A 17,239-nucleotide genomic window follows, 5' to 3' on the forward strand; every position below is an offset into this window, starting at 1 on the left:
TTTGGCTTTTTTAATTCTTATTCTATCTTTCAGTGAAAACCTTTTTGCACAACAGGGTAAAGTAGATATCACTTTTAATACTAAAGATGACGGACAAAATGGTGATGGTTTTAATGCTGCAGTGAGAACACTTCTTTTACAGCAAGATGGGAGTTTGATTGTAGGTGGAGATTATTTAAGCTTAAACGGATTTCCTGTTTCCTATATTACCCGTTTGAATCCTGATGGATCTATTGATGAAAGCTTTAATACAGGAACAGGTTTTAATGGTAAAGTTTATGCTTCCTATTTGCAAGACGATGGTAAAATTGTTTTGGGAGGTAGTTTTACAACGTATAACGGAATTAATGCTGGAAGACTTATTCGCTTAAATCCTGACGGTTCTTATGATGAAAGTTTTAATACGTCTATTGGAGCAACTACAGGAATTATTTATGACATTGCCGTACAGTCTGATGGTAAAATAATTATTGTTGGAAGTTTTACAAAATATACAAACACAACAGTTAATCGAGTTGCACGTTTGTTTCCCAACGGTACCCTCGATTCTTCTTTTTTGACTGGTTCGGGATCTTCTGTGAATATTACGCATGCTCGAGTTACTTCAGACCAGAAAATAATTCTAACAGGGAATTTTACGGCCTTAAACAATATAAGCGCCAGTAGAATAATTCGACTAAACGAAAATGGCAGTTTAGATTCAAATTTTAGTTATGGATCAGGATTCAATGATGATGTAAATGCAATTGTTTTACGTCCTGATGGAAAAATCATTTTAGGAGGAAACTTTACGACTTATCAAGATATCACGGCCAATAGAATAATTTGTTTAAATGAAGATGGAACAAAAGATGAAAGCTTTCAAACTGGCACAGGCTTTAGCAAAGAAGGTGTTCAGATTTTGAAAATCAATGCAAATGGAGATATTATGGTTGGGGGATCTTTTACAGGTTTTTATAATAATAACGAAGTTAACAGACTCGTTCTTCTAAATGCCAATGGAACACCGAAATCTGATTTTGATATTGGAGCGGGACAAGCTTCAGCATCCGTTTTATCTTTAGAATTTGATGATGAAGGTTCTTGGTTTGTTGGTGGTTCTTTTTCCGTTTTTGATGGACTAAATCAGGGCAGATTAGCTAAAATCAGTAATGAAGGAGAACATGATATTTCGTATCTGTCTTCGGGAATTGGATTTGATAATTCGGTGTTTTGTGTTTTGCCTTTATCCGATAAAAAAACAATTGTTGGAGGCAATTTTAAAAAATTCAACGGAGAAAAAGCATCAAGAATTACTTGTCTCTTAGAAGATGGTTCTGTTGACACTACTTTTAATCCTGAAAAATTAGAGACAAATAACCTTGTAAAAACAATTACATTACAAGCTGATGGAAAGATAGTTGTAGGAGGAAATTTTACAAAATATAATGATATTGCGATTAATAGAATTGTTAGAATAAATCGTACGGGACAAATTGATAATTCTTTTAATGTAGGCGAAGGCTGTAATGGACAAGTTTATTCATTAGCCATTCAGAATGATCAAAAAATACTTGTAGCGGGTAATTTCACAAGATATAACGGATCATCAATAAATTCAGGAAGAATTGTCAGATTACTTTCAGACGGTTCCAGAGACCCTACTTTTAATACTGGTTCAGGAGCAGACGGAATTATTGACATTGTATTATTACAAGCAGATGAGAAAATTTTGGTTGGTGGTCGTTTTAAAACATTTAATGGTTTGCCCTTTTCTGGGCTGATACGCCTAAATTCTGATGGAAGTATTGATACAAGCTTTAATATCCAAAATGGTTTTGATAAAAATGTTTATGCTATTGCATTTCAGTCTGATGGGAAAATAATTTTGGGAGGATCATTTTTAACTTTTAACGGGATTTCGCAAAAGAGAATCCTACGTTTAAATACAGATGGAAGTCTTGATGCAACCTTTGAATCTGGAACAGGTTTTAGTAAAGGAGATGTACGTACTATTTTAATTCAGCCAGACCAGAGAATATTAGTTGGAGGTACTTTTTCTGGAAGTTATAAAAATGTAGCCGTTTCCAGACTCATTAGGTTAATGCCTTCCGGGGCTTATGATAATTCTTTTAATGCTGCATTGAATAATACTCTTTTTGCAATGAATTTTACAATTGATTATAAATTGTTGGCAGGTGGAAATTTCAATGCGATTTCTGGTGTTTCAAAACATAGAATTGCTCGCTTAAAACTCTGTGTAAATGCAACAACATGGAACGGAATTTCTTGGTCAAATGGTTTCCCTGAAGATGGAAAAGATGTTTATTTTAAGGAAGATTATCCAAATCTAACATCAATAAATATTTGTAGTTGTAATATCGATCAAGGAAAGAAAGTTGTATTGTTGGAGGAAAATACTTTAGGAATCGATTTTGCCTACACAGGATTGGGTACTTTAATTATAGAGAATTCTGCCAGTTTGTATCAGCCAGATGATGAAATCATTAATACGGGAATTATTCATTTAAAGAGAAAAACGACACCAGTAATGAGATATGATTTTACTTATTGGTCTTCTCCTGTAGAGGGTCAGAAGTTAATCGATTTTTCACCAGAAACGCTCGCAGATAAATTTTTTTGGTTCGATCCAATTCAAGGATGGACGTGCAATTATAATGGAACAATTACCATGATTCCTGGACATGGTTACAACATTAGAGCACCTCAAAGTTATTCACTTACTGATCGTGTAATATTTGAAGGAACTTTTAAAGGAGTTCCCAACAATGGAAAGGTCGAAGTTAATTTTGAAACAGCAAATCGATATCATTTAGTTGGAAATCCATATCCTTCTGCGATTAGTGCAGATGCTTTTATACAGTATAATTCAGGAAAAATAAAAGGAGCAATTTACTTTTGGACTCATAATCAACCACCTCAAAATTATGTGTACTCAAGTGAAGGTTTTGCAGTTTATAATCTTTTAGGAGGGGTTGGAACAAGGTCTTCTTTGAATTCTGGAGTGAGTAATGAGGCGCCAGATGGTACTATAGTTACAGGGCAGGGCTTCTTTGTGAGAAGCAATACAGTTGGTGTTTTAGAGTTTAACAACAGTATGCGAATTTTAGGAAAGAATACCACTTTTTTTAAACCTACTAAAAAATTGGAAACCCAGGAAAGTAAGGATGAAAAATATCGTTTTTGGCTAAATCTTACAGATAAAAATAATGGATTTGTTCAGATTCTTCTAGGATATGCTGATGAAGCCACGAATAGCTTGGATTTGAATTACGATGCTGAAGCTTTAAGTGCAGATCAAATAGTAGATTTTTATAGTATTGTAGAAAGCAAAAAACTAGCTATTCAGGGAAGGGCAAAACCTTTAGATGAAAATGATTCAATTGTTTTGGGATATAAAGCAAAGGCAAAAGGGACTTTTTATATAGAGATTGATCACCAGGATCATTTTTTTGATAATATCACTGTTTTTTTAGTCGACAAAACTTTAAACAAAATACATAATCTAAGTAAGGGTTCATACGAGTTCTATTCCGATTCGGGAACTTTTAATAACCGTTTTTCAATTGTTTATACCAATAATTTTTTAGGAATTCAAACTAATACAAAAGATTTAAACGACGTATTCATATCTGTTAAAAACCGAATTATTACGGTTGATTCTCTTGTGGAAAAGCTTAAAACAATTGAGATTTACGATATCTCCGGAAAACAATTATATAAAAGAGAGCATATTGAAAACAATAAAGTTGTTATTCAGAATTTAATTTCTTCTCATCAGGTTTTACTAGTCAAAGTGCTATATGAAAATGGGAATTCCACTTCTCATAAAATCATTTTTTAACTATTTTTTTCAAATTATACAAAAAGGCTTTTATAGATTACTATAAAAGCTTTTTTGTGTTTTATTTCATTGATATGCAATGTTTTATATCTGTATAGTTATAAAATTAACAGTTTTTTCTTATTTTTTATGATTATTGTATTTTGAGTGTTAAATTTATATGTTTAATACTACATTGTGAATTTTAATGTAAATAAAATCGTACCTTGTTGTGGTGATAACTCGATAAAATACATAAAAGCCTGTTAAAATACATTTAGTCTATTTCCTTCATAGTCGAATTGTGTTTAATGTTTATCAGCCAAAATAAGATTGCTTTTTTAAATACCACTTAAAAAAACAGCATTTCATTATTTTCTGTTTTGATTTTGAGAGACTATTCTCAAGTCAGAATTTATTTTTTAAGGTGTTTAGAATTTGAAAGCAATCATAGCTTATTTGATTGGAATCTTTTCTATATAATTTAAAAAATAGTGCGATGAAAAAAAAATTACCTGCCTCGTTGATTTTGCCTCAATTTTTTATCTTTCGTTTTTCCTTAACGAATTTACATTCTAAAGTTTCTTGTTCTAAAGTTAAACTTTCTGCCTTCTTTTTTCTTTTCTCTGTTTCCTTATGGGCGCAGCATCCTCCATTTAATGCTGATGGAACAATATTTGTCCCAGCAGGTGTTCTTACTATGAATGTGGAGGGCTGGGGAGCTGGTGGAGCAGGAGGAGGAGCAAGTGGTTCGGTTGCTTTAACAGGAAGAAGTGGTGCAGGTGGTGGTGGTGGTGCTCATGCACAAGCAGTAATATCAGTTACAGCTGGAACAACACTTCAGATTAAAGTTGCTCCTGCGGTAGCAGGTACTACAGGAACAGGAGGTAATGGTGGGAACTCTTATATTCAAGGATTTGAATCATTTTTCCTTGCAGCTGGTGGTAGCGGTGGAGCAGCTAATACTACTGGGACTGCTGCAGGAGGGCTAGGAGGTTCAGCCTCGATTTCTAAAGGGTCTGTTCCACCAATAGCTGGGTCTGATGGTGGTGCTGGAGCTGCAGCTTTGTTAAATCTTTTAGCATCTTCAGGAGTAGGAGGAAAGGCAGGAGGAACAGGAGGAGGAGCGGGAGGTGTAGCAGCGGGGAGTGTTTTATTGGGAGCAGGACCAGGGCAGCCAGGTACACCTCCAGGTGGTGGTGGAAGCGGTGGATTACATCTATCAGGATCTCCTGCTCAGCCGGGTGGTGCTGGAGCTGCGGGTCGGGTTAATGTAACTTATACTTGTCCAACTTACGGTGTAAATTCAACGTCAGCTTTAACAGGAGCTTGTACTTCGTTAGGAACTGCAACCATACAGTTAACAGCTACCGCTGCATTATTGCCAATAGGTGTATATACTGTTACCTACAATCGCAGTATTCCAACAGGTTCGAATTTGACAACAACAATGACTATACTTGCAGGTTCCGCAGGTACAGGAACTTTTGTTGCAGAAGGTTTAACAACAGCAGGGACTAGTGTAATTACAGTTACGAACATAAGATCAGGCGTTTGTTCTACGAATATATCATCATTTAATACAGCCAATGTGACTGTTTCATCTCCATCAGTAGGAGGGAATGTTACTGGAGGAACTACAATATGTTCTGGAGCGACAAGTGGTACTTTGACATTGTCTGGACAAACAGGAGCAGTTACAAAATGGCAATCATCAGTAAGTCCGTTTTCTACTTGGACAGATATTACGGGTACAACTAATCTTACCACTTACGTTTCTGGAGCACTAACACAAACGACTCAGTTTAAAGCAATAGTGCAGAATGGAGCTTGTAGTGTGGTTGAGTCTAGTCCTACAACTGTTACTGTAAACCCTTTACCGCAGGGAAGTTTAAGTGCGGTCAGTCCTTTATGCGGATCAGGTGCTGGTCAATTGACCTTTACAGCAAGTGCAGGAACAGGACCTTATACAATAGTTTATACAGAAAACAACGGAACAAACAGAACGGCAACGGGAGTTGTTAGTGGAACGGCTTTTACACCTTTTACCACTCCTGTTACTGCAAATACAGCTTACAATTTAGTTTCAGTGACAGATTCTAATTCGTGTATTCGAAGTACAGGTTTTACAGGAGCTTCAGCAACAATAACAGTGAATCCCTTGCCGCAGGGAAGTCTAAGTGCAGTCAGTCCGTTATGCGGATCCGGTGCAGGCCAATTGACTTTTACGGCTACTGCCGGAACAGGACCTTATACAATAGTTTATACAGAAAACAATGGAGCAAACAGAACGGCAACGGGAGTTGTCAGTGGAACGGCTTTTACACCTTTTACTACTCCGGTTACTGCAAATACAGCTTATAATTTAGTTTCAGTAACGGGAGCGAATAGTTGTGTAAGAACTTCTGGCTTTACGGGAGCTTCAGCTACAATTACTGTAAACCCTTTGCCGCAGGGAAGTTTAAGTGCGGTCAGTCCGTTATGCGGATCAGGTGCAGGTCAATTGACCTTTACGGCTACCGCTGGAACAGGTCCTTATACAATAGTTTATACAGAAAACAACGGAGCAAACAGAACAGCAACGGGAGTTGTTAGTGGAACGGCTTTTACACCTTTTACCACTCCGGTTACTGCAAATACAGCTTACAATTTAGTTTCAGTGACAGATTCTAATTCGTGTATTCGAAGTACAGGTTTTACAGGAGTCTCTGCAACAATTACCGTCAATCCTTTGCCGCAGGGAAGTTTAAGTGCGGTCAGTCCGTTATGCGGATCCGGTGCAGGCCAATTGACTTTTACGGCTACCGCTGGAACAGGTCCTTATACAATAGTTTATACAGAAAACAACGGAACAAACAGAACGGCAACGGGAGTTGTTAGTGGAGCAGCTTTTACACCTTTTACTACTCCGGTTACAGCAAATACAGCTTACAACTTAGTTTCAGTAACGGGAGCGAATAGTTGTGTAAGAACTTCAGGCTTTACGGGAGCTTCAGCTACAATTGTGGTTAATCCTTTGCCGCAGGGAAGTTTAAGTGCGGTCAGTCCGTTGTGCGGATCCGGTGCTGGTCAGCTGACCTTTACGGCTACCGCTGGTACAGGACCATTTACAGTTGTTTATACAGAAAACAACGGAACAAACAGAACGGCAACGGGAGTTGTTAGTGGAACAGCTTTTACACCTTTTACTACTCCGGTTACTGCAAATACAGCTTACAATTTAGTTTCAGTGACAGATTCTAATTCGTGTATTCGAAGTACAGGTTTTACAGGAGTCTCTGCAACAATTACCGTCAATCCTTTGCCGCAGGGAAGTTTAAGTGCGGTCAGTCCGTTATGCGGATCCGGTGCAGGCCAATTGACTTTTACGGCTACCGCTGGAACAGGTCCTTATACAATAGTTTATACAGAAAACAACGGAACAAACAGAACGGCAACGGGAGTTGTTAGTGGAGCAGCTTTTACACCTTTTACTACTCCGGTTACAGCAAATACAGCTTACAACTTAGTTTCAGTAACGGGAGCGAATAGTTGTGTAAGAACTTCTGGCTTTACAGGAGCTTCAGCTACAATTGTGGTTAATCCCCTGCCGCAGGGAAGTTTAAGTGCGGTCAGTCCGTTATGCGGATCTGGTGCAGGCCAATTGATTTTTACGGCTACCGCTGGAACAGGTCCTTATACAATAGTTTATACAGAAAACAACGGAGCAAACAGAACAGCAACGGGAGTTGTTAGTGGAACGGCTTTTACACCTTTTACCACTCCGGTTACAGCGAATACAGCTTACAATTTAGTTTCAGTGACAGATTCTAATTCGTGTATTCGAAGTACAGGCTTTACAGGAGGCTCTGCAACAATTACTGTTAATCCTTTGCCGCAGGGAAGTTTAAGTGCGGTCAGTCCGTTATGCGGATCCGGTGCAGGCCAATTGACTTTTACGGCTACTGCTGGAACAGGACCTTATACAATAGTTTATACAGAAAACAACGGAACAAACAGAACGGCAACGGGAGTTGTTAGTGGAACAGCTTTTACACCTTTTACTACTCCGGTTACTGTATCAACAACTTATACTTTGGTTTCGGTAACAGGAGCTAATTCTTGTGCACGAACTACTGGCTTTACTGGAGGCTCAGCAACAATTACAGTAACTCCATTGCCTTCTACACCTGTAATTGGAACAGTTACGCAGCCCACTTGTGTAACTCCAACGGGAAGTATTGTTTTAAATAGTTTGCTTTCAACACCAAGTTGGATAATTACTGAATATGGAACGGTTTCTCAAACTTACACATCTTCTGGAACAACTTATACGATTTCAAATTTGAGTCCGGGAAATTACAATTTCACAATTCAGGAACCTTCTGGTTGTCCATCAATGCCAACAGCAAATGTAGAAATCTTAGCCCCAGTTACCAATACATGGAATGGAACTGCTTGGTCAAAAGGAAGTGAACCAACCTTAACAGATGCTATTCGATTTTCAGGGAATTATTCAACAACAGGTGACTTAAGTGGTTGTTCTTGTACTGTAGATTCTGGTGTAAATGTTACAGTAAATTCTAATCATACCTTGACGATTACAAATGCAGTTACAAATACTGGAGGAACATTGACTTTCGAAAATAATTCAAGTTTAGTGCAGACCGCAAATGTAATAAATACAGGAAATATTATTTATAAAAGAGATACTAAGCCTGTAAGACGTTACGATTTTACGCATTGGTCAACTCCTGTTAAAAGAACCCCTGCCTTTACGTTACATGATTTATCACCAAATACATTAGCGGATAAATACTTTAAGTTTGATCCTGTAGCATTATGGGTCTTGATCTATGGAGGAACAGATGAAATGGAACCAGGAAGAGGTTATACCGTGAGAGCGCCTCAGTCTAATGATTTAGATGTACCTTCTGTGTATAATTCTCAGTTTATTGGAGTTCCTAATAATGGTGATATTTTAGGACCACCTCCTGTTGCCGATAAATACAATCTTGTAGGTAATCCGTATCCGTCAGCCCTTTATGCAGATCGATTTATTAATGATAATCAGGCGAATATTTATGGAACTATTTATATTTGGACTCACAATACACTTCCAAAACCATATACTCCTGGAAATGGTTTTTATTATTATAGTAATGATGATTATGCGATTTATAACTTATCGGGAAGTGTCGCAATTGGAATTCCGTCACCAAATCCAGGAAACCAAAGTACCCCGAGTGGTTATATTGCAAGTGGTCAAGGATTCCTTGTAAGAGCAAGAACAAATCAGAGAGTCATTTTTACAAATGCAATGCGTGTACCAGGAGAAAACAGTCAGTTTTTTAGAACCAGTTCTACGGCTGCGGTAGAAAAACACAGGGCTTGGTTAAATTTGTCAAACACAGTGGGAGCGTTTAAACAACTTTTAATAGGATATATAACAGGAGCAACAAATTCGTGGGACAACAATTTTGATGCCGTAAGTCTTGATGCGCATCCGGATATAGACTTTTACAGTGTAAATAATAACAGAAAACTTGTCATTCAAGGTAGAGCACTTCCGTTTACAGTGTCAGATACCATTCCATTAGGTTATAGATCTGCTTTAAAAGGTGAGTTCACAATAGCTATAGATCATACCGATGGAAACCTGAGCGATCAGACGATTTACCTACAGGATAATGTGACGAAAAAAGTTCATAATCTTAATACAGGAGGTTATACTTTTACAACAGAAATTGGAGTTTTTCAAAAACGATTTGTTTTACGATACACTGATCCAAATGGAACTTTAGGAAATGATGACTTTACAAATTCCGAAAGAAATATTGCTGTTTCTGTAAAAGACAAGAATATCAAACTTCAATCATTTTCAGATAGTGAAAATCTGGAAGGGGTCTCAGTTTATGATGTTGGAGGAAAATTATTATATGATAAAAAAGGAATTGACAATAAAGAATGGCTCATTACAAATCTAAGGTCTGGACCGCAAGTTCTATTGCTTCGAATAACATTGGATAATGGTAAAACGGTTGCCAGAAAAGTAATCTACAACTAATAAAAAAGGCGGTTGATTTTTTAAATTTCAACCGCCTTTTTTACAATTATGCTGTTCGCCTCAGATTTTCATTTGTATTGGTAATGGCCTTTTCATTTTTATAATCGATCCATTTTTGGCCTTTTATTTTTCGCATCATGATATCAAAATGACGCATAATAAAAACGTTGTAGGCAGCCTTAGATAAATTAACAATATTTCTTGGAAATGCACGAAGACTCATAGAAAATCCTGGAGTTAAATATTTCATATAATGCCAATAACCTTCAGGCATATACAACATTTCGCCATGTTTTAAATTCGTAATAAAACCTTCAGCATTTTTTAGAGCAGGAAATTTTTCATAATCGGGATTGTCAAAATCAATGTCTTCTCGCGAAATTAAAGCATGAGGCACTTTATACATATATTTGGACTGATTTGGAGCAAAAATCATGCACTGCTTTTCTCCATGAAAATGAAAATGCAAAATATTAGAGTAATCAATATCATAATGCATAAAGACTCTCGCATTTTCTCCACCAAAAAATAACATGGGTAATTGTTTAACCAATTTTAAACCAATATCCGGCCATAAAAAGTCATTTTTTAGTGTTGGCACCTGTTTCATTAAATTATAAAGAAAAATGCGGTAATTGGTAGGTTTTGATTCTAAAAGATTGATATACTCACTCATTTTCATTTCTAAATGAGCTTGATTAAATCCTTCTTCATGGTTGACAGGACGATCATCGTACAAAGGAACAGTGATGTCTCCTGCAATATCATTAATATAGGATAATTTCCATTTTTGATAAGCGGGCCAGTCTTCAGTCAGCTCTTCAACAACAACTGGAATTTGTTTTTTTACATATTGGGAAATAAAGTCTTCTTTAGAGATTTTTTTAACCCGTTCTATCTGTTTTAATTTCATTTTCTAAATAAAAAAATTGCTTATAACTCTGTGCTACAAGCAATTTAAAAATATTTATTGAGATTTATGAGCTCTATAGACTAAATTTTTGATCTAATCGAAGCTTCAATGTTTCTTTCAATTGTATGTTTTGGTCTTGACCATTTTGGTTTTTCTCCTAAATCATTGAATTGAGAATCTGCCGCTTCAACGGTTTTAGGTTGCATAATTTTTATAAAAGGCTTTTGTGCAACCATTCCTAAAGTTTCAAACATTTTCATGTCGTCATTTACATCCGGGTTTGGTGTTGTAAGTAATTTGTCTCCTGCGAATATAGAATTTGCTCCAGCAAAAAAGCACATGGCTTGACCTTCGCGAGACATATTGGTTCTTCCAGCAGACAATCGAACTTGTGTTTCTGGCATTACAATTCTTGTGGTTGCAACCATTCGGATCATTTCCCAAATTTCGACTGGTTTTTCTTCTTCCATCGGAGTTCCTTCAACGGCTACTAAAGCATTAATTGGAACAGATTCTGGTTGCGGGTTTAAAGTAGAAAGTGCCACAAGCATGCCAGCGCGGTCTTCTACGCTTTCTCCCATTCCGATGATTCCACCGCTACAAACAGTTACATTTGTTTTACGGACATTTTCTATGGTTTGCAAACGATCTTCGAAACCTCGGGTCGAAATAACATCTTTATAGTATTCTTCAGAAGTGTCTAAATTGTGGTTGTAAGCATATAAACCTGCTTCTGCCAAACGTTTTGCCTGGTTTTCTGTTAGCATTCCTAGAGTACAGCAAACTTCCATGTCTAGTTTGTTAATGGTTCTAACCATTTCTAAAACCTGATCAAATTCTTCACCATCTTTTACATTTCGCCAAGCTGCTCCCATGCATACACGAGAAGATCCGTTTGATTTTGCTCTTAAAGCTTGAGCTTTTACCTGACTTACAGTCATTAAATCGTTTCCTTCAACGCCTGTATTGTACCTTGCAGCTTGAGGACAATAACCACAGTCTTCTGGACAACCGCCCGTTTTTATAGAAAGTAAAGTAGAAACCTGAACAATATTTGGATCGTGTTGTTCTCTGTGAATCGTAGCGGCTTCATAAAGTAAATCCATCAATGGTTTATTGTAGATGGCAATTATTTCGTCTTTTGTCCAGTTGTGTTTTTTAATGCTCATGGATAAATTGTTTTTTGGAACATTAAAAGTAAGTAAATTATGATGACAGATGCCGTACGCTTTCCGAAATGAAGATTTGTGAGTCTTTTTCAAAAAAGAAACACTCTAAAATCATAAAAATTCTTAATTCTATGATTTTAGAGTGTTTAAATATTTGTTTTTATTGATTAATTAATCGGCTGCATATTTATTATTCCAATACAACATCATCATTAATGTAACAATTACAGATGATGCAATTCCTTCAAACAACAAACAAATGCAATAAGTTGGTACCGATGGATTTCCTCCAAACATAAATGTTTCAGATAAGGTTTTTACATAAGCATCTCCGCCTCGCGCATAGCTGTAGACCAGTAATCCAAATACGCTTAGTGATACTCCGACAACAGAAGTTGCCATTGCAGAAACAGCGTTGGATACAAAATTGGTTTCTCCTTCGTGAAGGTTCATCTGCATTGTCCTGTTAACACCGTAAAATATAAAGAATACATTAAGTGTTCTTAAGTAAAACAAATCTGCTAAACCCAAAACATTCATTAATAAAAAATAAATGCCAATTCCGAGAAAAATCAAAAAACCGTTGGTAATTTCTTTAGGTAATTTCATAGTGGTTACTTTTAAGAAGTTAATAGTAAATATTTGAAAAACAGTGTTCTATCAAATTTACTAAAAAAATAACTACGATGATTTAAAAACCGTTAAAACTATACAGTTGGATTTTTTTAAAGAAGATTTAAAAAAGCCAAAGATTCTGTTTGGTCCTGATTAAGCCGAGCTTTGAGTGCATCTAATGAGCCAAATTTTTGCTCTTCGCGAATATAATGAAGTAAGGAAACTTTGATATTTTGATCGTAAATATCTTGATCAAAATTAAAAAGATGAACCTCGATTGTTTGCTTGTCACCATTCACAGTTGGATTAAAGCCAATGTTCATCATTCCGTAAACCGTTTCCTCATTCACAACAGCTTTTACGACATAAACACCAATCTTTGGAATCAGTTTATAATCTTCTTCAATATGAATATTTGCAGTAGGAAAACCAATTGTTCTACCCAGTTGTTTTCCTTTTACAACTGTACCGTTTAAGAAATATTCGTATCCCAAATATTTATTTGCCAAAGCCATATTGCCTTCATTTAAAGCTTTTCTGATTTTGGTTGAACTTACCGAAACATCTTGAATTTCTTCGGCCGAAATTTGTTCTACTTCAAATCCATATTCTTTTCCAAAAGCAATTAAATCATCGATATTAGCTGTTCGATTACGTCCAAAACGATGATCGTGTCCGATGATTATTTTATGAATTTGAAATTTATCTACCAAAATGGTGTGAACAAATTCTTCTGCGGTCAATCGTGAAAAACTTTCGTTGAACGGATGAACCACCAGATTTTCAATTCCTGTAGCTTCAAGAAGCTCTATTTTTTCATTGATAGTATTGAGTAGTCTTATTTCTGATTTTTCCTGAAGAACCATTCTTGGATGTGGAAAAAAGGTAAGAACAAGGCTCTCATATTTTCCGTTTTCAGTATTTTGTGTAATTCTTTCCAGAATTTTTTTATGACCAATATGCACGCCGTCAAAGGTTCCAAGAGTTAAGATTGTTTTCTTGGTTGACTGAAAATCGTTTATAGAATGAAAGAGCTTCAAAACATATTATTTAAGATGCTGCAAATTTATACTATTCTGTTTTAAATTTAATACTGCTTAAATTGAATTTTAGTGAAGTTGTAATTTCTTTTTGTGAAAATCAGCGAACTCGTCGATCAAATTACATTAATTGTCTTATATATTGCACAATCTAAATTAATTGAAGTAATTTTGATGTTATATCCTACTAGTATGAAAAAACGACTACTTTATATATTTTTTATTTTCTGTTGTTTGTCAGTAAATGCTCAAAATGACATTTTGTGGCAGAAAGTAACTTCTTCATCAGCGCTTTCGCGAAAAGTAAACAGTTCGGATTCGGGCAAATTGTATTATAAATTAAATGCCGATTTGTTAAGCGCTAAATTGGCCTCAACGACAAGTAAATTTTCTTCAAAAGCCGAAACAGAAATCACGATTCCAAACACAGATGGTACATTGGAACGTTTTACGGTTTGGGAATCTTCTAATTTTGATCCTGAGTTGCAGGCTAAATATCCCGAAATCAGAGCGTATGAAGGAAGAGGAATAGAGGATAAAAGTGCCAAAATTCATTTCAGTGTTGCACCAATCGGAATACAGACAATGGTTTTTCGTGTGGCCAAACCAACAGAATATATTGAGCAAAATCCAGATAACAAATCAGAATACGTAGTCTTTAAATCGGCAGATAATGCAGATTCAAAAATACGTTTAGAATGTAAAACCGTTAATACAATTTCTGAAAATAAAACTTCGACTACAGCAAAAACAGCTTCAAGTGCTCAACAGTTTAAGACACTTCGTTTGGCTTTATCCTGTACAGGAGAATATACGGCGTATTTTGGTGGAACAAAAGCAGGAGCTTTGGCAGGAATGAATGCTACATTGACAAGAGTAAACGGAGTTTTTGTTAGAGATCTTTCTGTAAAAGTAATTTTAATAGCAAATAATGACGCAGTTGTTTATTTAGATTCTAAAACCGATCCTTATTCTGATGCTGCCGAGGGAGCAAAAGAAGGTGGAACCTGGGGGCAGCAAGTTCAGTCTACTTTGACCAGTGTAATTGGTAATGCAAGTTATGATATTGGACATTTGTTTGGAGCTTCTGGCGGAGGCGGTAATGCACATTGTATTGGATGCGTTTGTGTAGATCCAACAGCAAGTGTGCCATATGGAAAAGGAAGTGCGTTTACTTCACCTGCAGATAGGAGGCCAGAAGGTGATACTTTTGATATTGATTTTGTTGCTCACGAAATGGGACATCAATTGGGAGGTTCTCATACTTTTTCGTATGCGCTTGAAGGATTGGGAACAAGTTATGAACCAGGCAGCGGATCAACAATTATGGCGTATGCTGGTGTGACTGATTATGATGTTCAGGATAATTCTGATGATTATTTTTCTTATGCAAGCATCAATCAGATTCAAAATAACTTGGCGGGTAAAAGTTGTCCTGTAACAACAGCAATAGATAATAGTCCTCCCGTAATAAATGCAGGAGCCGATTATACAATTCCAATCAGTACGCCATTTATTTTAAAAGGAACAGGATCCGATCCAGAAGGAAATCCTATCACGTATACCTGGGAACAATATGATAATGCCACTACAACCTCTGGAGCAAATAGTATAACGTACGCAACAAAACCAAACGGACCTATGTTTAGGTCATTGCCACCAACTACTTCACCGGTTCGTTACATGCCAGCACTAAGTTCAGTCTTAAATAATGTTTTAACAACCAGATGGGAGTCGGTTTCTTCTATAGCCAAAACAATGAATTTTACTTTAACGGGAAGAGATAATGCTCCCGAAGAAAAAGCTCAAACTGGAGTCGATGCTATGGTCGTTACCGTTAGTGCGTCTGCTGGACCTTTTGTAGTAACGTCACAAAATACTGGAGATGTATCATGGGAAAAAGGATCTGCACAAACTATTACCTGGGGTGTCAATAATACAAATACACTTCCAGGTTCTTCCAATGTTAATGTGAAATTATCTTTGGACGGTGGATTGACCTTTCCTGTTACTTTGGCTGCCAATACTTTAAATGATGGTTCAGAAACCATATTGGTTCCTTCAGACATTGAAGCTTCTACCAATTGCAGACTTTTGATAGAGCCTGTCAATAATATTTATTATGCTGTAAACAGTACTTCTTTTGCAATAGGATATTCTGTAGCAACATCTTGTTCAACGTATAATTTCAACGGAGGTTATTCTACAGGAAATGGTAGTGCTTATACTAATAGTACCGTTACAGTGCCAACTTCAACAGGAACAGTTTCAGATGTCAATGTTTCGGTGAATGTTACACACGAAAGATTCTCAGATCTTGAAATGCAAATTACAAGTCCAAAGGGAACGGTAGTAAGTTTGTTTAATAAAAGCTGCGGAAATACAAATTCAACACTAGCACTTCAGTTTGATGATAGTGGGGCAAGTTTAAACTGTAGCACAACAACGAGTCAAATTGTGGTTCCTGCGAGTGCATTGGCAGCTTTTAATAACGAAGATCCTCAAGGAACATGGACTTTTGGAGTTCGTGATACTACCACCGGGGCTTTAGGAACTATCAATTCAGCTTCAGTCAATATTTGCAGCAAAACATATACGCTCGAAAATTCCGATTTTGAAAATATTAGTTTTGCCTTATTTCCAAATCCAAATAAAGGAAGTTTTACGATTCAATATGACAGAAATTCTACAAAAGAAGTCAAAGTTTATGTTCACGATATTTTAGGAAAATATGTCTACAGTAATACTTTTGGAGGTTCAGGATATTTTATTCAGGATATTCAATTGCCAAATGTTCCGTCAGGCGTTTATTTGGTAACCGTTACAGATGGAGAAAAACGAACGATAAAGAAAATCATTGTGAATTAAAATTTAATGCGCCATTGCTATACAAAGCACACTGACTTTAGCACCAGGAATTTTTAATAAAGCTCTAGAACAAGCTTCAATAGTTGCTCCGGTTGTGAGTACATCGTCTACAATCAAGAAATGTTTGTTGTGATCGGTTTCATCGAATTCTACATCAAAAATGTTTGCGATATTTTCAGAACGGCCTAAAAGGTTTTTCTTGGATTGGGTTTTGGAGTATATTTTTCGCAAGAGAATTTTTTCATTAAAAGGAATTTCAAAACCAGAAGCAATTGCTTTTCCAAAAGTGGTAATCTGATTATATCCCCGCTCTTTAAATTTCTTTTTATGAAGTGGAACCGGAATCACCGTATCAAATGGAATTTTGAATTGAAGCTCTTTTAAATCTTCTACATACCAGTTTCCTAAAACTGTTCCGATTTCCTGATGACCTTTGTATTTTAAATTATGAATGAGTTCCTGTACCAATCCTTTTTTATTGAAATATAAAAATGCTGCTGCAAACTGCATGTCCACTTTGCCATAAAACTTTTTTACAGCTTCATTTTTTGAATCTAAATGATATTGAGTGAGAGGCATTTCGTGACGACAGCCTGTACAGAAAACATTTTCATTTTGAAGTAAAATAGAACGACATCCATCACAGACTTTAGGGAAAAACAAATTTATTAGATAATTAATCACTAAAAGGAAGATTTTATTTACAAAAATAACAAAATCACTACTTCAATCTTTATTATTTTTCTTTTTTTTAAAGGTACTTTT

The 17,239-nt window shown here is 36.1% G+C and carries 8 protein-coding genes; 3 read left to right on the forward strand and 5 right to left on the reverse strand.

Features of this window, described 5'->3' with window-relative positions; genetic code table 11:
• Position 1 precedes the first annotated feature (1 nt).
• A complete protein-coding gene (locus NQQ59_RS20155; protein WP_257698416.1) occupies positions 2-3,844 on the forward strand; it encodes a T9SS sorting signal type C domain-containing protein in 3,843 nt (1,280 codons plus the stop codon).
• Between the two features lie 478 nt (positions 3,845-4,322).
• Positions 4,323-9,869 carry a T9SS sorting signal type C domain-containing protein gene (locus tag NQQ59_RS20160; protein WP_144216809.1) on the forward strand — a complete coding sequence of 1,849 codons (5,547 nt, stop codon included), beginning with the start codon at positions 4,323-4,325 and terminating at the stop codon, positions 9,867-9,869.
• Between the two features lie 46 nt (positions 9,870-9,915).
• On the opposite strand, the gene NQQ59_RS20165 is transcribed toward NQQ59_RS20160, so the two are convergent.
• The 4 genes from NQQ59_RS20165 to NQQ59_RS20180 all read right to left on the reverse strand — a co-directional run bounded on the left by NQQ59_RS20165 (position 9,916) and on the right by NQQ59_RS20180 (position 13,606).
• Positions 9,916-10,782: a cupin-like domain-containing protein gene (locus NQQ59_RS20165; protein WP_144216811.1), complete on the reverse strand. Its 867-nt coding sequence runs from the start codon at positions 10,780-10,782 to the stop codon at positions 9,916-9,918.
• Between the two features lie 80 nt (positions 10,783-10,862).
• Positions 10,863-11,951 carry a biotin synthase BioB gene (gene bioB / locus NQQ59_RS20170; RefSeq protein ID WP_144216813.1) on the reverse strand — a complete coding sequence of 363 codons (1,089 nt, stop codon included), beginning with the start codon at positions 11,949-11,951 and terminating at the stop codon, positions 10,863-10,865.
• A gap of 171 nt (positions 11,952-12,122) precedes the next feature.
• The gene (locus tag NQQ59_RS20175) at positions 12,123-12,560 is read right to left on the reverse strand and encodes a hypothetical protein (protein ID WP_144216815.1); all 438 of its coding nucleotides are present in this window, start codon (positions 12,558-12,560) and stop codon (positions 12,123-12,125) included.
• 116 nt (positions 12,561-12,676) lie between these two features.
• On the reverse strand, positions 12,677-13,606 hold the full coding sequence (locus tag NQQ59_RS20180) for a bifunctional riboflavin kinase/FAD synthetase (protein WP_144216817.1): 930 nt from the start codon (positions 13,604-13,606) through the stop codon (positions 12,677-12,679).
• A gap of 192 nt (positions 13,607-13,798) precedes the next feature.
• Here NQQ59_RS20180 and NQQ59_RS20185 point away from each other — a divergent pair, with 192 nt between their 5' ends.
• Positions 13,799-16,474, forward strand: a complete 2,676-nt coding sequence (locus tag NQQ59_RS20185; protein WP_144216819.1) for a zinc-dependent metalloprotease — start codon at positions 13,799-13,801, stop codon at positions 16,472-16,474.
• Between the two features lie 3 nt (positions 16,475-16,477).
• On the opposite strand, the gene NQQ59_RS20190 is transcribed toward NQQ59_RS20185, so the two are convergent.
• A complete protein-coding gene (locus NQQ59_RS20190; RefSeq protein ID WP_257698417.1) occupies positions 16,478-17,158 on the reverse strand; it encodes a ComF family protein in 681 nt (226 codons plus the stop codon).
• Positions 17,159-17,239 lie beyond the last annotated feature (81 nt).

This window comes from Flavobacterium panacis (genome assembly GCF_024649945.1).
GTDB lineage: Bacteria > Bacteroidota > Bacteroidia > Flavobacteriales > Flavobacteriaceae > Flavobacterium > Flavobacterium panacis.